Below are 21153 nucleotides of genomic sequence, written 5' to 3' on the forward strand. Positions count from 1 at the left end.
TCAACGCAGATCACTATTTTTGGGACTATCAGTAGCTGCACCAACATCCAATTCGATCGGCATATCCTGCGCATCAAGCGCCATTCGATGCTCTATCGTTCCTAAATTTTCAGCCGCTTCCAACCAATTCAGAAGGACTAATATCTCGCCAATTTCCTCAGAAATAATGAACGAATAGCGCTTGTGTGTCGTGTACATTCGCCGCGCAAGTGCTATATCGCGCACCACCGGAACGCCGATTTTCTCTGCATATCTGCGCACTGCCAGTGCACGTTGATTGGTTTCGACCACCGAGATAAAGGGAATCGGCACAACGTCCGGTTTATAAAATATCCCAATCGCAATATGCGTTGGATTGGCGATAATCACGCGCGAATTTTCGACATCGGATTTGATCTGTTCAGACAACAATTCCGAATGCAATTCACGCCGCCGATTCTTAATTTCAGGATTACCATCCTGATCCTTACGCTCGCGTTTGACCTCCCGTTTTTCCATCTTCATATCCTTAATGGAGAGAAAGTATTCAGCCAGCGCATCAAGCACAATCACCAACAGCGCGCAGCCCAGACAGGTCAGGACCAGGTTCATCAATAGTTCTTGCCAGATGCCAATTAGTTCAGTCGGTGTGGCATACAATTGCGCCAACACGACGGACTTTTTATTACCCCAAAAAACCACTATAGCAATCGTAAATGCGGTGAGATATAACAACGCCTTCACCGCATCTTTAACTGTACGCAAACTAAATAATTTCTTGAAACCGTTAACCGGATTAAGCGCGTCAAAATTTAGTTTTATCGCCTTTACGGCAATCACAAATCTGGTCTGCAACAAAGTCGGCAAAGCGGATGCCAGAACGCACACGAAAACAATAGGCACGATCAATTTCAACGACATCCATATTATTTGCGTGCTGAATTGATGGATGTCTTGCTGAAAGCCACTTTCAATCGCTTGCCGAAACAATTCCATTATTTCCGTCAGCGATGCGAACGACGTCACAAACGCCACGCCGCATAGCATCAGGCAGGCCACAGTCAGGTCGCGGCTTTTGAAAGACTGGCCTTTTTCGGCCGAGTCGTCTTTCTTTTTCTTGGTCGGCAGTTCACTTTTTGCGCCGGACATTTAGGGAGTTCCTACGGAAAACCAATTAGCCAGTCCGGCCGGATTGAATGCAAGTGCGATCACTTCTGATGGCAACACGGGGCCAAAATACAGCAGCAGTATCAAAAATGCCACCGCGCTTTTGATTGTCAATGCAATCGAAAATGCGTTCATTTGCGGTGCAAAACGCGACAATAATCCCAGCAGCACTTCAGTCAGCAACAACGCAGCAACCACAGGACTGGCGAGCACGACAGCACGACTCATCACATCGCCGAGAATCGGCATAAGCGGCGCAATCTGCAATTCACATCCCGTCAACGGATCGCATAAGCGATAACTGTGGGCAAACAGTTCTAGCGTTAATTGCATTCCGCCGCCGAGTAAATATGCCACCGCAGCAAATAGATTGAAGAAATTCGCCAACTCGGACGTATCAACGCCATTCGCCGGATCTACGCTGCTGCTGAGCGTAGCGCCGCGCTGATTATCGATAAAACTACCTAGCGCATGAAATATCCAGAACGGCCAACTCAGTAAACAAGCCAGCACGATGCCGATCATCACTTCTGCGACCAGCATGCCGACTAAGTGCATTAAATCAAAATTTTCCAATATCGCCATTGACGACAAGGGATGCGGCCATAAACCGATAGCAACGATCAGAATCGCGCTGAGCCGCACCACGCCCGTGATCACGCCGCTATTGAGAAACGGCAACATGAAAAATGCGGGTGCAATCCGCGCTGCGCCGAGCATCCCGCACGCCATCCAGGTATGCAGATCGAGCGCTAAAAAAAACGGCATAACTACCGCCGCAAAGCAAGGCTGAACATCTCGCTACCGAAGTTAAGCAGCGTTTCGCCAATCCAGCCGGATAGCACGTACAAACATAAGCAGACCGCTAACAACTTAATACCGAACGGCAGCGTTTGTTCTTGCAACTGCGTCACAGTCTGGAATAATCCGACCAAAAGGCCGAGCAGCGTCGCAATCGCAATCGGCGGTGCAGACAACAGCAACACCAGATACAGCACCTGATTGCCAGCATAAACAAGATCACTCATGGCATTGCTCCTAAGTCATCAGTTCGAGATACTGCAAGATCAGGCCTTTAGACAGCAAGGTCCAACCGTCCAGCGCAACGAACAACACCAGCTTGATCGGCACAGAAATGGTGACGGGACTCATCATCATCATTCCCAACGAAAGCAAAATACTAGAGATCACCAGATCCACAATAACGAATGGCAGGTAGAGATAAAATCCGATCTTGAACGCGCTCTTGATTTCAGTCAGCGTATAGGCGGGCAATAGCGCTAGTAGCGATGGTCTCGCACCTTCATCGGCAACGACTTCAGCATTACGCGATTGCTGAGCTTTTTCAAAAAACTGGACTAACTCGGGATCAGCGTATTTGGTCAGGTAGGCACGATAGCCATCCAGACCGGTTTCAGTAAATTGCACGATCGATCCGACACTATCGAAACTAATATTCTCGCTGCGGTAATGATCGTAAGCCTGCTCTGCCACTGGCATCATCACAAACAGCGACAACAACAGCGCGACGCCGTTCAGCGTCATATTCGATGGCACCTGCTGTAAACCCAGCGCGTTACGCACCATCACAAATACGATAGAAAACTTGACGAAACAAGTACCTGATGCGACCAGAAATGGCAATAAGGTCGAGAACGCCAGTAAGGCGATCAGGGAAATATCGTTAGGCATCTGCATTCCCGCCGTACAACTGATTAATCTCGACTGCCAGACGATCATCAAGCTGAATTAACTCGCCGTGACCGAACAACATGCCGTTGGCTAAGATGGCAATACGCTTTTCTCTATCGGGCGATAACTCCAGCAACTGCCCTATCGACAACGCACTCAGCTCACCCAACGTAACCAGCTTGGTGCCAAGCGAAAACTCAATACGCACCGGCACGCGTGCTACTGAGCGCGGCGATGGCGCGTAGCCACTTTGATTGCCGACTGCGGTGTCCATATCGTCACCCAAATTTTCATTCGGCCCATCTGGCATTTCATCAAACAACACGCCGTCTTCAAGCAGCGATCCATCCTGATAATTTTCTTGTAATTGATCCACAATAATTCCTTCTTTAGTCCATACATAGCGCCCGATCGTCATTCCATTGCAAGCAATCCGTGATGCAACGCGCCCAATTAATAAAGCATCGCCTATCGCAACACGCGATAACAGCGACACACTGATGTGACTGCATCCCAACTCGAATTGCAACGGCATCGGAAGCGGCAGCGCCCGCAGATGCGGAGCCACAGCGTCGAAGTCGGGAGCAATCATTAGCGGCAACGTTTGCAGCCACACGATGCCTTGCCCAGTTGTAATTCCCGGCAAGGCGATATCCGGCAACGCGGCGCCATCGACCATGCCCCTCACCTGCAATACGTGATAAGCCAGCGCGTCCGGTAACGTCAGTGCTTGCGATGTCGCAGCAAACAGATTCAGTATCTGCGCCCAGCTAGTCGATCCAGTCGCCAGTCGCGCTAATGAGGGCGCCGCATTTCGCAACCAGTCATCCATCCCAATCAAACCGTTCCAGTCGCCGTTCGCGCCAGACGCACGAAATGCGATGTAGCGATTGATGCAAGGCGGTGACGTATAAACCACTGGAATATTCTGTGCCTGCCAATGCATGACCGCCTGGCGTGTGCGTACAACTTCAGAATCAAGCCTACGTAATGTGAGACGATTCACGTTGTTTCTCCCTCATCATGCGGCTGTCCTGGCTGCTGACGATGACCGTGCTCTTCGTCATCTTTCAGTAAAGTCCAATGATCTGGTGGCGCTGAGATCGACAAGTGTTCGCTTAGCCGATGCGCGACGAGTGCATCCGAAGGCTGTAACGTTAATTGCGACGCATAGCCAGACGATTTCGTCTGCACTTTAACCGTATGCCCATCGCCCCATTTACTGAACCGAAAAGTCATCTCGCTACCCTTTAAAACCCCGCTCTGGCTCGCTTGCCGAGAGGTAAGAAGTTGCGCAACCGGATACGGCGATGGCTGCTCTTCAGACTGCGTGTGAACAATTGGACTGGCCCGCACATCTATTAGGGGAAAAGTCGACGCATTCATTCCTGAAAATGTTAGCTCTTGCCTAGGCGCCGGTTTATGCCCCGATAATTCGGCTGCAACAACGGGCCGCGTTTGCGCTTCTTCGCTCTTGATCGAAGCGATTGCGGATTTGGTAGTAGCAACGGGACTGGCAGCGACTAGAACCACATCGGTCTTTGATACTGGCTTTACGATTGCGGCTGCCGGAGCCGCTTTAGAGAGCGTTACTGCTTCTGTTGACATCGATTCTGCGCTGGATGCCGTTGCCATCACTGCTGCTGTTGATTCTGCTTTAGACGCTGGCGCTGCCACTACTACCATTCGTTGTGTTTTAGATTCTGCTACTGACATTGCTAACGACGTTGCCACTTTGGATAACGGCGCTGCTATTGCTACGATCTGTGCCGCTTTAACTACCGGTACTGTTGTTGCAATCTCCGATGCCGCTTTAATAGTGGGTGTTACCGCCGCTGTCACGGTCGGTGCGACTTTCGCGGTCACCGCTGTTGTTGCTATGGACGATATTGCTTTCGCTGCGGGTTCTGTCAATGCCAAGGTCAGTGCGGCTTTGGATACCGACATTGCCGTTCCTACCTTCGGTGCGGCTTTTTCGGCTTTAGATGGGAATATCGGCGCCGCTAACGGCGCCGCAGTGTTCGATATTGATATTGACGCCATCCGTGTCGGCGCAGCTGAGAACACATGACTTTCTGCATGACTAACAGTATTTATCACTGCCTCGTGCGTCAATAAAACCGTCTTACGAGGCAACGTTTTTCCAGAAATTTCAGGGTGGATTACCGCAACCGACGCCAACATCAATAGCTGTGGCGTGACATTTTCTTGCCCAATCTGACCTTCGCCGATACGACCGATATCAGCCTTCAGCTCGATAGGCGGAAGCATCTTTTCGGGCATCATTACAAAGCCCACCACCGCCGGATCGACATTTTCGTCGAGGTCATTATGCTTATGCCACTGCTCCGCTTGCTGCTCGAATGCAAGATGAAGCTCGCCATACTGGGCCTCGGCATCGAGCGATACGGTCGGACATGCTTGAATCTGTGATGTGGTTATTTGCGCCATGAATATTTCTCCTGAATTTCCGTTTCTTCCCGCAGCACCTGACTCAAGCGCATTTGTTGGCGTTCTGAACGCACGCAGCGTTGAAATTTTTCCGCTTTTCGCTGCCAAAAAAGACGCATACGACGCGCCTCTTCCTGTTCTTTCTTAAGCTTGCTGTGTTGCTCACGCATTTCTACGCGTTGCAAGCCGATCATCTGCAATTTTTGCCGACGTACTGCGTTGCGTTGCTGCACCATGAGCAACCCGGCGCGATTGGTCAGACATGGCTGCTGTTGCTGCATCATCATTTTGCGCAAGAGCGCATCCTGCCGGTCTAACGCGGCGATATCGTTGTCGATTTCATCGATTTTTGCTTGCAAATGAGCGATGCTGGCCTCACTGCGGCGCTGACTCAATTCACAGCGCCGGATCAGGCTGATCGCTTTATGCAACAAGGCCATGCATCGCCTCCAGCGTGGCGCGCAATGGACTGCTTTGCGCACGATGCTGGCGCAACCATTGCTGCACCGCCGGACGACGTTCCATCGCGCCATCGTTTTCCTGGTTTTGTCCTTCTTTGTATTCACCCAAATCCAGAAACACCTGCAGATCTTCTAGCTTGGCCAGCAATCCGCGTAATGCCATCGCCGCCCGCTGATGCTCTTCATCCGTAATCTGCAATGCCACGCGACTGGCACTACGCAGCACGTCTATTGAGGGGAAATGTCCCTGCGCTGCAAGCTTGCGGTCCAGATAAATATGGCCATCGAGAATTGAACGGATCTCGTCTGCGATTGGGTCAGGCTCATCGTCGCTTTCCAGCAAGATGGTATAAAACGCAGTGATGCTGCCGCGCCGCGTGACGCCCGGTCGTTCCAATAAACGTGGCAACGCATCAAAGACAGACGCTGGATAGCCGCGCCGCGCTGGTGATTCACCTGCCGCCAACGCCACATCCCGCAAGGCACGCGCATAACGTGTAATAGAATCCATGAACAACACAACTTTTAAGCCGCGATCACGAAAAAATTCTGCCACCGTCGTCGCCAGCAGCGCCGCATTACAGCGGTCCACTGACGAGAAATCAGACGTTGCATAGACCAACACGCAGCGATTGCGCTTATCTGAAGCACGCAAGGTATGCGCAAATTCGGTTACTTCACGGCCGCGTTCACCGATCAGTCCGACCACAAATACATCAGCATCGGCATGATCGATAATCATGTTCATCAACGTCGTTTTGCCACACCCGGCAGAGGCGAAAATACCGATTCTTTGCCCCACGCCACAAGTCAGCAGACCATCAATAGCACGCACACCGGTCACCAGCGTTTCGCCGATAAGCTCACGATCGCCGTATTGCGGCGGTGCCGCATCCAGCGTCAATGTCTCTGCCACGCCCTCGGCCTGATTGCAAAAACGTTCCATCACATTGCCAGAAGGATCAATGACCGCCCCCAACATGGCAGGCCCAATCTCAACGGTCAACGATGCACCGGTAGGCATGAGCAATGCCTGCCGCGATAACCCTTTAGACTGTCCGATCAGACTCAATATCGCCACATCCTGCCGAAATCCCACAACCTGTGCGCGTGCAACGATTTTTCGGTCACTCCAATTGCGACGGATATCGCAGATCTCACCGATGGCCACGCCGGGTAATGGCGCCTCAATAATGGGACCGGCCAGATTCAGCGGATGGGCATACATGCGTATCAGCCGCAACGGATGCTTCACTTTACGATCTCGCGAAATGCATCAGCACGTTCGAGAAAACCCTCCAGTGCTTTAGAAAATTCAACACCGTTTTCAATAAAGCCGGGATGAATCAAACCACTTAACTCCAAATGGCCTTCGTTCTCATTTAGATTCAAATGGTCACTCCGCAAAAATGGCAGTTTCTTCATCTGCTCTTTGATCAACGCCGTTGCATAGGAGCCCAGATTACCTTCGTGATATTCGGTAAGACGGCACCATAGCCAGATATCGTCATCCCGACGGCTGACATAAATCGTCGGCGACCAATGAAAATCCAATGCAATGGTTGAATGGCTATCCAGCGGCCCGATCAGATTTTTTTCGCAACCGGTGTGAATTAAAGCGTCTTGGACCAGTTGTGAAATATCGAGTTGTAGCATGGTGCGTTCCTTTATTTAATGAATGGATTTAATAACGTTGATTGAAACGTTATCGGTAATTTCGCCAAAAGACAGCACTTCCAATTCGCGAAAACGAGATTCAATAAGCCGTTTTACGAAGCGACGTACATCGACCGCTGTCAATACGACCATGTCTTTTTGCGATAGCCTGATACCACTCAAAGCCAGCGCAAATTTATCTAGCAGACTTTCGCTCTGCTCCGGGTCCAGATTCAGGAAATTGCCGTTGGAGGTACTCCGTACACCTTTACGGATGATGTCTTCCAGTTCCGGCGACATCACCAATGCGCGCAGTTCTCCGCGAGTAGAAAATTTGTCGCAGATATACCGGGCCAAGGCACCTCGAACGTGCTCAACTAATGCGATCACATCTTTCTCACGCGGTGCCCAATGGGCTAAAGTTTCTATGACCAGCTTCATATTGCGAATCGAAATCCGCTCTGACAATAGCCGTTGCAATACTTCGGCAATACGCTGCACAGTGGCGTGGCGATAGACTTCTTTCAGCAGATCCGGATATTTTGTCTCCAGCTTATCCAGCATCTGCTTGGTCTCTTGAATCCCAAAATATTCATTGACGTTGCGCGTCAGCAATACCGCAAAACCCTGATAAAACTCGTCCAGCGCGGGACGCAACTGAAAAGCTAATTTTTGCAGCGTTTCTTTAAACTCCGGCATAACCCAGGTGCTGGGCGCAGGACCGCTGGTATCAACAAAATGCGCGATACCTAACTGCGCAATTTCATCGGTTGCATTGACCACCCGCAACTGATCGTAATGCACCGCAAACTCCTCAACGCGAATTTCATTGATCATCACCACCGCACGATTGTCAGCCAGCGCATCATCGGCGCGCAGCAAGATCTCTGGTAACTGGCCGCCGAAATCGATAAAAAATTGACTACTGAAGCGCTTGCCTAATTGCAGTTCTTTCATGCGCGCAAAACGTGCGGCGGGCACTAATACAATCAATGGAATTGTTTCTGGAGCGATTTGCTCCAGATTGCCAATTAATCCAAGTTCGCTATCGGTTTGGTTAGTTTTGGCCTTACCGGTTTGTGCTGTCGGCAGATCTGCGCTCGCTTTTTTAGCTGCGTACCGCCGATAAAAATACAGCCCTGCCAGCGCACCGCCCAGAATCGAAAATACACCCATCGGAAAGCCCGGCAGCATACCGATTCCAACTGCCAGAATCGCCGTAATAATCAATACAAACGGCGTCCCCAACAACTGCATCATGATGGTTTTTCCGAGATTATTATTACCGTCGTCGTTGACGCGCGTCACGATAAAACCAGCGCTGATGGCTATCAGCAATGCTGGAATCTGTGCCACCAAACCATCGCCAATGGTCAGAATCGTGTAGGTGCTCAACGCGGTCGACATATCCATGCCGTGCGTGCTCATGCCGACTGCAATACCACCAATAAAATTGACGAAAATAATGATGATCCCGGCAATCGCATCGCCTTTGATGAACTTCATCGAGCCATCGAACGCGCCGTATAACTGACTCTCGCGCTCTAGCACACTGCGCCGCTCTTTCACACCGGCAGCATCGATCACGCCGGCTTTTAAGTCGGAATCGATACTCATCTGCTTACCCGGCATGGCATCCAGCGAGAAGCGGGCGGCTACTTCAGCCACCCGTTCCGAGCCTTTGGTGATGACGATAAACTGCACAACAGTAACGATCGCAAAAATCACAAACCCGACAGCCAGACTGTCACCGATCACAAACTCACCAAAAGTACTGACGATTTCGCCCGCATCGGCATCCAGCAAAATCAAACGGCTGGTACTGATCGACAGCGCTAACCGGAACAAGGTCGTAATGAGCAGAATCGACGGAAACGACGAAAAATGTAAAATCCGTTCAATATAAAAAGCACCCATAAACACCAGCACTGAGATCACGATATTTAAACCGATCAAAAAGTCCACCAGATAGGTCGGTAACGGAATGATCAACATGGCAATAATCATCACCATCAACAACAGAATCAGCAATTCCGGGCGCGATGTCATACCGCTAAGCGCTTTGTTAAACACGGTTATTCCTTTTTTTTTCGGACATTGATGAAACCGTTGTCGCTATGATTTTTTGTAAGTTCTGCTGTTTCACGATCCATCCTCACGCATCGCGGCGACGTTCGATCAACGCGCGCTGATGCGTCAACTCTGCCAGTTCGTCGAAGCGTTCGAGCAATGCATGAACCTGATCGACATCGCGAAATAATTCCAATGGCAAGCTATGGCATGCCTGGCGAATCAACTGCAATAAAGTAGATCTGTCAACATGCGTCGTCTGCAAGAAAGTCTCACCAAGCATGTCGTCCAGCGTCTGATCGATTTCTTCCGGTGCCTGCAAGGTCGCCAGCATAAAGACCACCCAGTCCGACTCGCAGTCGTTATGCTCACGTACCAACGGGTAACGTAGTAAATGGCCCACAAACAAGCCATCGGCGGAGCGCAACATTTTGAGTTGCGTTAGCTTGTTCAGCAGGTCACCGAATTCAATGCTTGAACAACTCGGGTCCAGCGACATCACATCGGTCGTCAATGCTTCTTCAATGAAGTCGAGCACCTGTTCGCGATGCTGAAAACCGTAGCTGGTGATCCACTCTTCGTAGGTCTCGATATTGCTCTGCATGCCTTCTAAAAATTGCCGATATGATTCGCGCAGCAAGGACGCCTGACGTTGTAGTAGTGTGCCGAACAATCTTGCCTTGATGGCGCAGTTAATACCGGCTTTGACGCGACGCGGCACAGAAGTGGCTTCAACTTCGGCCTTTACTCCCTCCAACCGCTTACGTGTGAGCGCTTCCATCTGACGCCGCCGTAATAGTTCTCGCAATACCAGCAGCAAATCGCTGTCATCCGGAAATATCGACCGCAATTGGGCTAACAGTTCAGCCGATACACCAAACGTCTGCGCCGCGCGCAGCACTTGCTGCACTTTTGGTAACACATCGTCATCAAGCACACGCTCGAAACGATCTTCGCCAGAGTCTGTTTTTAGCAATGCGCGACGATTGCGAAATTGCGCCATTGCTGCGGACATTTCATCGGTCGAGTCAACAAAGCGCTGGCGCATTGCGCCCGGGCTGAGATCTTCCTCTGCCTGCATTTCCTGCAACTGCGCTTGTACGTCGGCGTCCTCCCCTTTCACTGCCTCGGCACGCGGCCTATGCAAAGGGCGAACCGGTGGCAATACGGGTCGGCTAATTTCCATTTTTACGACCAACGTAGTCACGCAGTGCATCTTGCTGCGGTGCTTTTGGCATATCGCCTATGACATCATTGATCAGGTCGCTGGCATCGCGCAGGCGCGGTTGATCGTCGTAACGCGGTTCGATCAGAAATACCCGGACCATATTAGATTCATGCTTGATCTTGGAGCGGAATGCCCCACCGATCCACGGCAAATCGCCAAGGAATGGAATTTTTGCGATCCGATCACGGCCTTCGTCTCGGGTATAGCCACCCACCAACAGGCTGCTGCCTTTTGGCACGCGTGCAATCGTGCTGATACGTGTGCGGGCGACTTTCGGCATAAAAGTGCCCTCGGTCTGGCTGCCATCGCTGGATACTTCGTTACCATCTTCAATATCAAGCGCCATTTCAATCTGGCCATCAGTTGCAAAGCGTGGCAATACCTTGATCAACGTGCCGAAGGTAATGTGCTCAAGCTGGACTGCGCGCTCGCCCTGCAATTTCACGTAAAAAGTCCGGTTGTGATCGAAAAATGCCGGTGTATTTTCTTGCGTCAGGACCACGGGACGCGATACGATGCGCGCCTTTTCTGATGCATTAAGTGCCTGCACCGCTGTCAGGAAACGCGCACCATCAAGCGTGCTGACCGGCCTATTGAAAGTTACGCTGCCTAAATTGGGAATACCCAGACTGCCTTGCCAACTGACGCCCAATTGATCCAGCTGATCAGCCTCCATATCGATAATCCACAATGACAACTCGACGTGGCGTTTAGCGACATCGAGAGTAGCGATCAGATTTTCAATAAAAGTGACTTGTTCGGGCGTGCCTTTAATCAACAGACTGTTGGTGTCGGGATAGGCCAATACACGGATGGTACTTTCGAGATTTTTTGCGGCCGGTGCCGTTACCCGCCCACCCTCCAACGATGGAAATGGTGCCAAAATGGGATTTGCCCGTGATAGTGGTGGCGGCAAAACGGTCATGGGCGATAACGATGACAGCGAAGACAACGGCGGCAAAGGCTCCGGGTTTTGCACAGATGGCGCAGTGCTCATTTCGATCGCAATCTTTTCGTCTTTGAGTATCTGTTCAATCACACTTGCCATACCGAGTATGGTGCTGGTGGTATCGCGCAAAGTAAAAGTACGATCTCCGACAAAGGTATTTTGCAGGCGCACGACGCCGATTTTCAAATTACCTAATGAACGCTCAGTACTGGCGCCATCTAAAAAACGGGCGGTACTCGCCACCAGATCGACATATACCGGCGGTGCAGACAAATAAAAAACGTTACCGCTTTCTGCGCCGCGAAATGGAAAACGCCGATCGTATAAACCCGATTGCTGCAAGAATGCTTGCAATTTTCTGATCGTAATATTTTTCAACGCGACCACGGTATTCCGTGCTTCGCTAGCATCGTAGACATAGATCGACTGACCATCGTGATACCAGATTAATCCTAGTTGCAGCGCCATCTGCTCCAACGCCTCTTGCGGGCGGGTAAGGTCGAAGTCGCCGCTAATTTTGCGTTGCGCTGCCTGTTTGCTGACCACTACCGGCTTCTTTAATCGAATCGAGAGAGCGTTAAAGAAATCGCGAACGCCATCGCTTCGGGCCACGTAGCCGCTACGCACTTGCTGCCGCTGTTCCAATGCAGTGTTTAGTTTCGTATCGAGCGAAGTGCCCTGCTCACTACCTGTAGCTAAAGAGATCGTCGATTCCGGCTCCGCATAAACGGTGCTGGCGTGCAACATCAATGCGAGCAAAAGCACCGAACATGGCGAGCGCATACCAAATTTAAGAATATGCATTTTATTTAACTGCCAATTTAAAAATGTCCGACAGCACCCGCGGCGACACACCAACTTGCCCTTTTACGTCGGTGGAGAAATGCGAACCGGACGCGTAGCCATGTTTCAGCGCGACTTCCGTAATACTGCTATTTTTTTTGCTATCGACCAGTTCCAGCAACGATCGCGCCAAGCGCCAGTTGTTCAGTTCTGCTTTGGCCGAGCAGCCAAGCGCGTAATTGCATAAGCGGCGAAAGTGCGTGTAAGAGACGCCATAACGCTTCGCCAACACACGCAGATTTTTCTTATCGATGGAATATGCCAATAAAAACCGCACCACTGCATAACATTCCAAACGACGCAATAGTGATGAGATTGCCCCTGCCGTTGCCTCTGCACAAAACAGTCTTCCCAGGAACCAGTTTTCGGTAGCGCCACGATTTCTGAGTACCGCCATGCCATCGCCAGAAACCATTACCACCGGCGCTGTATTCGGCGCGACGCGGTATTCAATCCCGCGATCTTCATCCAAAAATGCCTGCAACTTAGCTAATAAAGATATATCGCCTGCTTTATAAGAGGCGCTTCCGGCGACGACATGACAAGCGCCGTGATTGACTAGCAACAAACCTCGCCACCCCGGCACAAAAGAACAAAACCATTCATCTTTGCCGGATGCCGCCTGTAGCTGCAAACCCTCTTCCCCCACTTCCAGCGCGGAGATTCCTGACAAATTCACCAGCGGCGATGCTGTTGACAGTCTCTGCAACGTCTGCGTCAAAGGGTCTTGTATATATACGGGGCTAGTCATTTTTTGGCACTGGGTTAGACATGAAATCAACGGATGTCGAGTTCGAAGCGGACTATAAGTTGATTAAAAAAAACAATCTCGATGTAAATCTGATGAAGCGGCGCCAATGCCAAATTTTTTGAGATTGATCAATATTTCATCAAGATGTAGTTCATCCCCGGTCTTACTCTTCGCGCTCTTCACATCATTGTCTTTAATCTGATCTCACCCTATTTCATGACGTCTACAGAAAATACACTCAGCAATATCGCGAGCGAAGGACAGGCTGTCGTTGTCTTAAGGATATTGACCGGCGCAATGCGCAGTGCAGAGTTCGAACTCACGTGTGGTCATACGCTGGTCGTTGCAGACAGCGCATCAGCGTTCGAGGATGAAAGTCGTTTGTCGACATTCCCCGATAACGCGATCATCGTGCCGCTAGACCAGGGCGCGTGTTCCTTCGAAGTCGTGGTAACAACGGGCGAGGATGGCGTCCATGCCACGCTCAGAGAATCGCATCCGACAGATGGTCGTGAACACGCTTGCCCGTTCAATAGCGTAATAACTTTTGGCGCACTGACATTTGCAGTGAAGCCGCTGGCCGACAGCTGGTCTGCAGCCGTCCTCAATGATGCGGCTGCTCTGCCTGCCGTACCGACGCCGGATAAAACGTCTACAGCAGAGAGAGCGGGAAAAACCCCAATGCCGCTAATGCACCGATCAATGCTCCGCACCGCGCTGATCGCAGCATTGTTGCTGGCAATAGTAGGCGTAGCGCTAGCCACTGCCTACTGGATACACGGCAGCACGCAGCGTCAACAAACCCGCTTATCGGATTTACTGCTGGGATCGGTGGGGGAATATCAGGTAGTGAAAGGCAAAGATGATGTGTTTTATGTATTTGCCGACACGTTGCGCGATGCAAGCTGGGCCAGACAAGCGCTGGTACGCAGCGACTTCAATGCACCGACCAAAGTGTTGTATACGCGTTCAGAAAAGATCAGCATAGAGAAATTGCTCGACCACCACCACAACCTAAACAACTATCACATCTTGCGGCTAGATGACCCGACCACTCCGCGCTTGCTGCTCAGCGCCGAACGCGGACCACACGACCCAAAAGCCCGCGCACGCGCAGCGCAAGAAGTGGCAGCGCTATTGCCGTATGCCACAGAAGTCCTTATCAGCTCTCTAAAGGATGCTGATATTGCCGAAGATGCGCAACGCGGTCTGGACCAACTCGGTATTGCCTATAAACGAATCGATAAAGCGACGAGCGTGACCTTTGAAATACAGCCAATTTTAGATGACAGCGGACTGCAAAAATTGCGTCCTTATGTCGATGCGTTTTATCAGCGCTGGGGTCAGCGCTATGTACATTTTTCTGTCGATTTAAAAGATGACTGGCTGAAAGGAAAATCGTTTAGCTATGGTGATGACAGCTACGTCAAGCTGAATAATTCCCATTGGTATTTTTCGCGCACGCTTAATTAATTCCCACCCCTGATTCACCACCCTAAAAGGAAATTTTCGTGACCAATACTGTTACTCCCAGCTCAACTATCCCCCCCGGCTCCGACGTCGAAACGGAAGTCGGTAATGGCTTCTTGATGGAGTTATCCGAAGCTTTCAGAGATCAAAGTAAAAATCTTAATATTGCACTGCAAAGTGCTCTGGAGAAGCTGAAGAACAATCCATCCGATCCAGCTGCATTGGCCGAATATCAAAGTGCCTTGTCGCAATACACGCTGTACCGGAATGCGCAATCGAGCGTCGTCAAAGCTTACAAAGATGTCGGCGCCGGCATCATCGCTAACTACCGCTAAATCTCTTTAAAGCAGCGCCGGTAAAAGAATTTCCATTCCCGGCCATCGCTTGTCCAAAGGATCAAAAGTATGCATCAAACCACCGCAATAAATGCCTTGTCCGGCGCGAACGCTCTTGCTTTCGATGACATCAGTGTCGATGGGGGCAGCCCGATCTCACTAGAATCACGCGCAATGCAAGCGTATGCCCAATCGGTCATGTCGGCCGAACATAACAAAAGCGATATCATGCTGCGCCTTGAAGCACCCGGGCTAACCTCGCCGGAAGAGTTACAGGCGATTCAAGAGAAAGTGGCCGACTACGGCATCAGATTATCGATGGTCAGTACGCTGTCGCGCAAAGTCACCAGCGCGGTCGAAACCCTGCTGCGGTCATGATCAGGCGCGTTCTTGGCATGCTGTTGCTGGTGGCGCTGCTGGCAGGTTGCCAGAAAGAAGATCTGCTGAAAGGACTTGATCAGCGTCAGGCTAACGAAGTAATCGCGGTCATGCAACGCAATAATATCGGCGCTGAAAAAATCGATCACGGCAAAACCGGTTTTAGCGTCATCGTGAGGCAACCCGATTTTGTCGCGGCTGTCGATCTGCTAAATGTCTACAATCTGCCACCGCAGCCGCGTATCGAAATCTCCCAAATGTTCCCTTCCAGCTCGCTGGTATCGTCCCCGCGCGCGGAGAAGGCCCGTCTGTATTCGGCCATCGAACAACGATTGCAACAGTCGCTGGAAACGATCGACGGTATCGTCTCTTCGCGGGTGCATGTCAGCTACGATATCGACGCGGGTGAAAATGGTTCTACGAAACGCCCGATTCATCTTTCAGCGCTGGCAATTTATAGTAACGATGTGCAACCGTCGATCCTGATCGGAGAAATCAAGCGCTTTCTGAAAAACAGTTTTTCCGAAGTCGAATACGACAATATCTCGGTTGTTCTATCGCAGCGCAGCGCGTTGCAACATGCGCCGCCATCGGTATCGGCACAGCCGAACAGGTTCGATCATCCTGTCGTCATAGGCGCATTGGTTTTACTGGCGCTGTTAGCTGGCGCGGCGGGATTGGCGTGGCGCATGCCGAAGCTGCGCGCTTTGTTGCCGCAAGCGAAGGAATGACCATGTCCGCGTCAACATCAATGTCACCTAGTCTTTTGCAAACAGTGATTTTCGATCCCTTATCGTACATTCATCCTGTGCATTTTATGCTGCCGACGACGTTTGACAATGCAATGCAGCATGCAATTATCAATCGCATGCTCATCGATCATTATCAGCTGTGCTCCGAACTGCCTGTGATCGCATCTGGCAGTCGCGATCAGGTGTTTCTGAAATATTGGTCGCAACTTCCGCAATTGGCTTATTTGCTGGCTTGTCAACGCTTTCGCGTAGCATTATCGCGTGGGGGAAAATTGCTTAATTTGCCACATTGGGCGCGTAGTTTTGCCATGCTGCCGCTGCCGCTATCGAACGACACGCCGATGTCCGTGGGAGTACTAAATACCACGACACTGCTGAAATATGGTTTAACTGATCTGCTATCGCATTGTCGAGGTTTGACCCCGACAATGCGACAACGCCTTCCTTTGCTATTTCCTTTCATCGTAAAAACTAAAACAACGATGCTGCCTGCGCCGTTGCCGATCCTCGCCCCTGCCGCCAAAGCAGGAAGTGGTGATATTTTATTTACTCTCGCGCTACAACATGTCAAAAAAATCCCAGGAAAAACAGCCCTTCCACCTGATTGAAAATGTGCTGATCAGCGCTTCTCGATTACGTCGCATGCGGCGCGACCAAGCCTTGACGAACGATGCGCAATATTGCGCGAGCAAGATCATTAAAGAGGCTACCGCAGAAGCCGAGCGAATAAAATTGCAAGGTTTTAGCGAAGGTTATCGCGACGGTATATTCGCTTCTGCCAACGCAGTGTTGACCTATCTTGACGGGGGGCAGGAATTGGCGCGTCAGTTGCGCGGAGAGATCCAGACGGCAACGCGAGTGATGCTGCGAGAATCGCTGGATCATCCTGAAGCCATTCTCGCGGTGCTGGAAGACTGGATGCGCAATCATCAGGATGCGGCCGAAGAGCAGCTTCATTTGAAACTGCCGCGCAGTGCGCAAGCTTGGCGCATGCGTGTGACGATGCAAATGGAATCCTCGTGGGGGTCGCGGGTAAAGGTTGATTACCATGACGATCCGCGTTTTCTGCTGCGTTGCGGTAACACTGTGGCGGAGTTTGATCCCGTCACGATTGCCGAAAAATGCGAACGCCAACTGCTACGCCAACTGGATCAATTGCCGGCCTGGTGCCGTACTCTGGATGATGATGCGGCAAATGCGTTATGGGTCTTGTTCGAACAGCGTTTTGTCGCGTCAGAGAGGGAAGAAACGCCGACAACAGCGATGAATGTGTCAGCAATGGCAGCCATTAGGTCTATGGAAAATAAATGAATACGCCCCCACTTGCCAGTAACTTTATGTCGGTGCCCAATAACTATTCTGCGCAATCGATAACTGACCTGTCGGCACGTGCTGCGCAGATGTATAGAGCGCAAGTCGAACTTTCACCACATGAGAATACGCCGCCGGAAGAAATTCCGCCCATCACTACGCCGGTGAAGCGGCCATCGAAGGCGCCGCATGGTGAGGAGATTTTTCGGGAACTTAAAAAACTTAAGCCGGAGCGGACTGAGACGGTATTAGAAGATGGCAGCATCCGGGTCACCTACAATTATCACAAGCCGTTTTATGCGTTTTTGAGTAAATTCTCTGGTGCACGTGACGGCAAGCCGACTTATCCGTTGGCCTCGGACTTAATGTATGTAGTGGCTTGGTGCAGACATAAATTGGTGCTTAATCCTGAGCCGGTAGTGCCGCCGCCCGGTGGTGGAATTCTGGTGCCGACTAACTTTGGTTTTGAATTTGGATTGACGCAGACGCTGATGAGTATGATGGCGCTGGATTATTCGGTGAGGGACTGGATGTATGAGTTGTTGACTACCGCCGAAAGACCGGAAGATGAGCAGGCATTTCAGCTGTAATCTGCTAGTCTACATTTTATGCGTCGCGGAAGGTTACGTTGATGGTGGAAGATTGGCTACCGATGGTGCATTTTTAATGTCCATCGGTAGTGATTCAACGCTTGTGAATCGCGTTAATTACTTTTGGCTAGCATATTGAAAATGCTGGAGAAATCTAGTCCGCCAGCACCAGTTTTGCTGTGGATGTCGTAGAGGTTACGGGCTAATGATCCGAGGGGTGTGCTACTGCCCGTCGAGAGGGAGTTTTCCATTGCGAGGCCTAAATCTTTTAGCATTAAATCTACGCCAAAGCCGCCGCTGTATTCTTTTGACGCGGGGGCGTTTTCCATGACGCCGGGGCATGGGTTGTAGACTTCCAGTACCCAGTTACGGCCGGAGCTTTTGGCCATGACTTCGGAGAGAACTTTTGGGTCCATACCGTTTGCCATGCCTAGTCTGATGGCTTCTGATGTACCTATCATCAGGATACCTAATAACATATTGTTGCAGACTTTGACGGTTTGGCCGGCGCCGCTTTCACCTGCGTGGAAGATGGCTTTTCCCATTTTTTCCAGGATTGGTTTGGCGATAGCGAAGGCTTGCTGGGAGCCGCCTACCATGAATGTTAGTGTGCCAGCGGTTGCGCCGCCTGTGCCGCCGGAGACTGGCGCGTCTAGCATATCGAAGCCTTTTTCGCGGGCGGCGGCTGCTACTTTGCGGGCGGTTTCTGGGGCGATTGTTGAGCAGTCTATTAATAGTGCCTGGGGGTTTGCTTTTGCCAGGATGCCGGTGTCGCCTAGGTAGGCTGATTCTACGTGGCGGCTGGCTGGGAGCATTGTGATGATTATTTTTGCTTCGGCTAGGGCGGATTGCAGGTTGGTTGTGGTGGTGCCACCGCCCGTGGTGAATTTTTCTACGCTGGCGGGGAGGAGGTCGTGACCGCTGACTGTTAGGCCTGAGCGAACTAGGTTTAGGGCCATTGGGAGGCCCATGTTGCCCAGGCCTATGAAGACTACTTCGTTGTTCATTTGTTTGTTCCTTATTTCGATTGGTGGTTGTTTGGACGGGTTGCGCTTCGTGGTTGGCTTGCCGAGGGTAACCCGACAGCTAGTTACTTTTTCTTGCTTCAGCTAGGTGCCCCCGCAGAATAAGTAACCAAAAAGAAGGCGACCGCAGATATCGCTGTCCGGGTTCCCAAATTCTTCAGGCGTTTGCCGGGTCGAAAAACCAACTCGCCGCGCTCAAACATGTTTTCCGACAAACCCCGTCAAACTCCTGAAACATTTGGCAGCGGTATATGTCGGGGTACGTCAACTGCCAGTTCAAAAACAACTTCAACGTCCAGTGTGGTTGCGCCTGTAAGGTCAAGAACAGCATCAAAGGTGGCTACGCCTGCAAATTCAAATTCAACTGTGGCTGCGCCTGACTTCAACGGCAACTTCAAGTGTGGCTTCGCCTGCTGTTTAGCTGATTAAATATTTTTGGGTCTTACTTAAAAGTCGGTCCGGCAGATATATACCTGCTGGGCCGACTTTTTTCTGTCCTTATTTCATAGAGATCGTTGTATTGATCTGACCACCATCATCGTCTGGTGCGAACCAGCGGGCGGTAACGGTCTTTGTCTGAGTCCAGAACTGGACTGCTTGCTTACCGTTTGGCCCTAAATCTCCTAGCTTGGAGGCGCGCGAGCCTGTGAAGCTAAAGTAGGCTACCGGGACTGGAATTGGGACGTTGATGCCGATTTGGCCTACATCAATTTCATTTTGAAATTTGCGTGCGGACCAACCTGATGAGGTGAAAATTGAGGTACCGTTGCCGTTTGGATTGGCGTTGATGAAGGCGATGGCGTCGTCTAGTGTTTCTAGTTCTACCAGGCACATTGCCGGGCCAAAAATTTCTTGGGCGTAGATATCCATTTCAGCTGTGACACCGGAGAAAATCGTCGGGCCTACGAAGTTGCCTTCTGGGTAGTCTTTGACCTGACAATCACGACCGTCTAGCAATAACGTTGCGCCTTGTTCTACGCCAGTGCCGATTAAGCGTTCGGTGCGGGTTTTGGCGGCTTTGGATACCATTGGGCCTAAGTCTGCTGTGCGGTCGCTGCCCGGCCCGATTTTGAGGGAGCGCGAGCGGGAGACTATTTCTGGTAGCCATTCTCTGGCTTTGCCTACCAGAATAACTACGGAGTTCGCCATGCAGCGTTGACCGGCTGCGCCGAAGGCTGCGCCTAGCAAATTGTTGATGGCTTGGTCTTTGTTGGCGTCTGGCAGCACGATGCAATGGTTTTTTGCGCCCATCATGCATTGCGCACGTTTGCCGGATTCGCTGGCGCGGCGATAGATGTGAGTGCCAACGTTGGTCGATCCGATGAACGAAACCGCTTTGATATCTGGGTGATCACACAGCATGTTGGCAACGTCTGGGCCGCCGTGGACGACGTTCAGGACGCCTGGTGGCAAACCGGCTTGTTGTGCCAGCTCAACTAGAAATAGTGATGCCGATGGGTCTTGCTCGGACGGTTTCAGGACGAAGGTATTGCCACATGCTACGGCGACCGGAAACATGAAACATGGCAGCATGACCGGGAAATTGAAAGCGGTGATGCCTGCGCCGACGCCGATTGGTTGGTTGATGGTGTAGACATCGACGCCAGTGGCGGCATTTTCTGCCAACTCACCTAATTGCAATGACGTAATCGAGCAAGCGTGTTCGACCACTTCCAGACCGCGCATGACTTCGCCTTCTGCATCCGGCAAGGTTTTGCCGTGCTCAAGCGTGATCAGTGCTGCCAGCGGAGCGATATTTTCGCGTAGCAATTGCTGAAATTTCAGCATGATGCGCATGCGTTGGCTCAGCGATGTATTGCGCCATTTGCCGAATGCTTGCTTGGCTGTCGCAACGGCTTCGTTAACTTCTGCTTCGGTGGCGAACGGGACGCGTGCCACTACTTCCTGCGTTGCCGGATTGAGGACGTCGCGCCATTCTGTGCTGGTGGACTGGACTGCTTTACCGTTGATATACAACGGTACATTTGGGATATTTGACTGGGACATGAGAATTACTTCCTTCAATTAAAAATGGTTCTAAAAAT

The 21153-nt window shown here is 51.1% G+C and carries 23 protein-coding genes; 7 read left to right on the top strand and 16 right to left on the bottom strand.

Annotation, left to right across the window (positions count from 1 at the left end; all coding sequences use genetic code 11):
• The 13 genes from C7W93_RS09100 to C7W93_RS24815 all read right to left on the bottom strand — a co-directional run bounded on the left by C7W93_RS09100 (position 1) and on the right by C7W93_RS24815 (position 13247).
• Complete coding sequence (locus tag C7W93_RS09100; protein ID WP_108439721.1) at positions 1 to 1128, bottom strand: EscU/YscU/HrcU family type III secretion system export apparatus switch protein; 1128 nt, start codon at positions 1126 to 1128, stop codon at positions 1 to 3.
• On the bottom strand, positions 1129 to 1914 hold the full coding sequence (sctT, locus tag C7W93_RS09105) for a type III secretion system export apparatus subunit SctT (RefSeq protein ID WP_108439722.1): 786 nt from the start codon (positions 1912 to 1914) through the stop codon (positions 1129 to 1131).
• A gap of 2 nt (positions 1915 to 1916) precedes the next feature.
• Positions 1917 to 2174 carry an EscS/YscS/HrcS family type III secretion system export apparatus protein gene (locus C7W93_RS09110; protein ID WP_108439723.1) on the bottom strand — a complete coding sequence of 86 codons (258 nt, stop codon included), beginning with the start codon at positions 2172 to 2174 and terminating at the stop codon, positions 1917 to 1919.
• 10 nt (positions 2175 to 2184) lie between these two features.
• On the bottom strand, positions 2185 to 2838 hold the full coding sequence (locus C7W93_RS09115) for an EscR/YscR/HrcR family type III secretion system export apparatus protein (protein ID WP_108439724.1): 654 nt from the start codon (positions 2836 to 2838) through the stop codon (positions 2185 to 2187).
• Positions 2831 to 3844 (bottom strand): type III secretion system cytoplasmic ring protein SctQ, encoded by a 1014-nt coding sequence (gene sctQ / locus C7W93_RS09120; protein WP_146177539.1) that lies wholly within the window; start codon positions 3842 to 3844, stop codon positions 2831 to 2833. Before sctQ ends, C7W93_RS09115 begins: the two co-directional genes overlap by 8 nt.
• Positions 3841 to 5289, bottom strand: a complete 1449-nt coding sequence (locus tag C7W93_RS09125; RefSeq protein WP_108439726.1) for a type III secretion system needle length determinant, SpaN/EivJ family — start codon at positions 5287 to 5289, stop codon at positions 3841 to 3843. The genes sctQ and C7W93_RS09125 overlap by 4 nt, the downstream gene beginning before the upstream one ends.
• Complete coding sequence (locus C7W93_RS09130; RefSeq protein ID WP_161539906.1) at positions 5277 to 5729, bottom strand: hypothetical protein; 453 nt, start codon at positions 5727 to 5729, stop codon at positions 5277 to 5279. The genes C7W93_RS09125 and C7W93_RS09130 overlap by 13 nt, the downstream gene beginning before the upstream one ends.
• Entirely contained in the window at positions 5713 to 6978 is a 1266-nt protein-coding gene (sctN, locus tag C7W93_RS09135) for a type III secretion system ATPase SctN (protein ID WP_255419151.1), read from the bottom strand. The genes C7W93_RS09130 and sctN overlap by 17 nt, the downstream gene beginning before the upstream one ends.
• Before the next feature lie 23 nt (positions 6979 to 7001).
• Positions 7002 to 7406 carry a type III secretion system chaperone SpaK gene (locus tag C7W93_RS09140; RefSeq protein ID WP_108439729.1) on the bottom strand — a complete coding sequence of 135 codons (405 nt, stop codon included), beginning with the start codon at positions 7404 to 7406 and terminating at the stop codon, positions 7002 to 7004.
• A 15-nt stretch (positions 7407 to 7421) separates the two neighbouring features.
• Positions 7422 to 9479 (bottom strand): EscV/YscV/HrcV family type III secretion system export apparatus protein, encoded by a 2058-nt coding sequence (locus tag C7W93_RS09145; RefSeq protein WP_108439730.1) that lies wholly within the window; start codon positions 9477 to 9479, stop codon positions 7422 to 7424.
• Between the two features lie 82 nt (positions 9480 to 9561).
• Positions 9562 to 10662, bottom strand: a complete 1101-nt coding sequence (gene sctW / locus C7W93_RS09150) for a type III secretion system gatekeeper subunit SctW (protein ID WP_161539907.1) — start codon at positions 10660 to 10662, stop codon at positions 9562 to 9564.
• Positions 10652 to 12457: a type III secretion system outer membrane ring subunit SctC gene (gene sctC / locus C7W93_RS09155; protein WP_108439732.1), complete on the bottom strand. Its 1806-nt coding sequence runs from the start codon at positions 12455 to 12457 to the stop codon at positions 10652 to 10654. The genes sctW and sctC overlap by 11 nt, the downstream gene beginning before the upstream one ends.
• Before the next feature lies 1 nt (position 12458).
• Positions 12459 to 13247, bottom strand: a complete 789-nt coding sequence (locus C7W93_RS24815; protein WP_201747183.1) for a helix-turn-helix domain-containing protein — start codon at positions 13245 to 13247, stop codon at positions 12459 to 12461.
• A gap of 216 nt (positions 13248 to 13463) precedes the next feature.
• On the opposite strand from C7W93_RS24815, the gene C7W93_RS09165 reads away from it, so the two are divergent.
• The 7 genes from C7W93_RS09165 (at position 13464) to C7W93_RS09195 (ending at position 18083) form a co-directional block, all read left to right on the top strand.
• Positions 13464 to 14720, top strand: coding sequence for a PrgH/EprH family type III secretion apparatus protein (locus C7W93_RS09165; RefSeq protein WP_108439733.1), 1257 nt, complete (start codon positions 13464 to 13466; stop codon positions 14718 to 14720).
• A 38-nt stretch (positions 14721 to 14758) separates the two neighbouring features.
• A complete protein-coding gene (gene sctF, locus C7W93_RS09170; RefSeq protein ID WP_304598564.1) occupies positions 14759 to 15052 on the top strand; it encodes a type III secretion system needle filament subunit SctF in 294 nt (97 codons plus the stop codon).
• Positions 15053 to 15121: 69 nt separating this feature from the next.
• The gene (gene sctI / locus C7W93_RS09175; protein ID WP_108439734.1) at positions 15122 to 15430 is read left to right on the top strand and encodes a type III secretion system inner rod subunit SctI; all 309 of its coding nucleotides are present in this window, start codon (positions 15122 to 15124) and stop codon (positions 15428 to 15430) included.
• Positions 15427 to 16161: an EscJ/YscJ/HrcJ family type III secretion inner membrane ring protein gene (locus C7W93_RS09180; protein WP_108439735.1), complete on the top strand. Its 735-nt coding sequence runs from the start codon at positions 15427 to 15429 to the stop codon at positions 16159 to 16161. Before sctI ends, C7W93_RS09180 begins: the two co-directional genes overlap by 4 nt.
• 2 nt (positions 16162 to 16163) lie before the next feature.
• Positions 16164 to 16790, top strand: a complete 627-nt coding sequence (locus tag C7W93_RS09185; RefSeq protein WP_161539908.1) for a type III secretion apparatus protein OrgA/MxiK — start codon at positions 16164 to 16166, stop codon at positions 16788 to 16790.
• Positions 16747 to 17493, top strand: a complete 747-nt coding sequence (locus C7W93_RS09190) for a hypothetical protein (protein WP_108439737.1) — start codon at positions 16747 to 16749, stop codon at positions 17491 to 17493. Before C7W93_RS09185 ends, C7W93_RS09190 begins: the two co-directional genes overlap by 44 nt.
• Entirely contained in the window at positions 17490 to 18083 is a 594-nt protein-coding gene (locus tag C7W93_RS09195; RefSeq protein ID WP_108439738.1) for a hypothetical protein, read from the top strand. The genes C7W93_RS09190 and C7W93_RS09195 overlap by 4 nt, the downstream gene beginning before the upstream one ends.
• A gap of 113 nt (positions 18084 to 18196) precedes the next feature.
• On the opposite strand, the gene mmsB is transcribed toward C7W93_RS09195, so the two are convergent.
• The 3 genes from mmsB to C7W93_RS09205 form a co-directional block, all read right to left on the bottom strand.
• On the bottom strand, positions 18197 to 19090 hold the full coding sequence (gene mmsB / locus C7W93_RS09200) for a 3-hydroxyisobutyrate dehydrogenase (protein ID WP_108439739.1): 894 nt from the start codon (positions 19088 to 19090) through the stop codon (positions 18197 to 18199).
• A 239-nt stretch (positions 19091 to 19329) separates the two neighbouring features.
• Entirely contained in the window at positions 19330 to 19506 is a 177-nt protein-coding gene (locus C7W93_RS24610) for a hypothetical protein (protein ID WP_161539909.1), read from the bottom strand.
• A 100-nt stretch (positions 19507 to 19606) separates the two neighbouring features.
• Positions 19607 to 21115, bottom strand: coding sequence for a CoA-acylating methylmalonate-semialdehyde dehydrogenase (locus C7W93_RS09205; protein WP_108439740.1), 1509 nt, complete (start codon positions 21113 to 21115; stop codon positions 19607 to 19609).
• Positions 21116 to 21153 lie beyond the last annotated feature (38 nt).

This window comes from Glaciimonas sp. PCH181 (assembly GCF_003056055.1).
In the GTDB taxonomy this organism is placed as follows: domain Bacteria; phylum Pseudomonadota; class Gammaproteobacteria; order Burkholderiales; family Burkholderiaceae_D; genus Glaciimonas.

Bases quoted from the DNA above. Each gene is read 5' to 3' on its own strand.
- C7W93_RS24815 (WP_201747183.1), bottom strand. From the start codon at position 13,247: ATGACTAGCCCCGTATATATACAAGACCCTTTGACGCAGACGTTGCAG.
- C7W93_RS09205 (WP_108439740.1), bottom strand. From the start codon at position 21,115: ATGTCCCAGTCAAATATCCCAAATGTACCGTTGTATATCAACGGTAAA.
- C7W93_RS09130 (WP_161539906.1), bottom strand. From the start codon at position 5,729: ATGGCCTTGTTGCATAAAGCGATCAGCCTGATCCGGCGCTGTGAATTG.
- sctW (WP_161539907.1), bottom strand. From the start codon at position 10,662: ATGGAAATTAGCCGACCCGTATTGCCACCGGTTCGCCCTTTGCATAGG.
- C7W93_RS09100 (WP_108439721.1), bottom strand. From the start codon at position 1,128: ATGTCCGGCGCAAAAAGTGAACTGCCGACCAAGAAAAAGAAAGACGAC.
- sctC (WP_108439732.1), bottom strand. From the start codon at position 12,457: ATGCATATTCTTAAATTTGGTATGCGCTCGCCATGTTCGGTGCTTTTG.
- C7W93_RS09180 (WP_108439735.1), top strand. From the start codon at position 15,427: ATGATCAGGCGCGTTCTTGGCATGCTGTTGCTGGTGGCGCTGCTGGCA.
- C7W93_RS09185 (WP_161539908.1), top strand. From the start codon at position 16,164: ATGTCCGCGTCAACATCAATGTCACCTAGTCTTTTGCAAACAGTGATT.
- C7W93_RS09195 (WP_108439738.1), top strand. From the start codon at position 17,490: ATGAATACGCCCCCACTTGCCAGTAACTTTATGTCGGTGCCCAATAAC.
- sctN (WP_255419151.1), bottom strand. From the start codon at position 6,978: ATGTATGCCCATCCGCTGAATCTGGCCGGTCCCATTATTGAGGCGCCA.
- C7W93_RS09140 (WP_108439729.1), bottom strand. From the start codon at position 7,406: ATGCTACAACTCGATATTTCACAACTGGTCCAAGACGCTTTAATTCAC.
- C7W93_RS09110 (WP_108439723.1), bottom strand. From the start codon at position 2,174: ATGAGTGATCTTGTTTATGCTGGCAATCAGGTGCTGTATCTGGTGTTG.
- C7W93_RS09125 (WP_108439726.1), bottom strand. From the start codon at position 5,289: ATGGCGCAAATAACCACATCACAGATTCAAGCATGTCCGACCGTATCG.
- C7W93_RS09165 (WP_108439733.1), top strand. From the start codon at position 13,464: ATGACGTCTACAGAAAATACACTCAGCAATATCGCGAGCGAAGGACAG.
- mmsB (WP_108439739.1), bottom strand. From the start codon at position 19,090: ATGAACAACGAAGTAGTCTTCATAGGCCTGGGCAACATGGGCCTCCCA.
- sctI (WP_108439734.1), top strand. From the start codon at position 15,122: ATGCATCAAACCACCGCAATAAATGCCTTGTCCGGCGCGAACGCTCTT.
- C7W93_RS09190 (WP_108439737.1), top strand. From the start codon at position 16,747: ATGTCAAAAAAATCCCAGGAAAAACAGCCCTTCCACCTGATTGAAAAT.
- C7W93_RS09115 (WP_108439724.1), bottom strand. From the start codon at position 2,838: ATGCCTAACGATATTTCCCTGATCGCCTTACTGGCGTTCTCGACCTTA.
- sctT (WP_108439722.1), bottom strand. From the start codon at position 1,914: ATGCCGTTTTTTTTAGCGCTCGATCTGCATACCTGGATGGCGTGCGGG.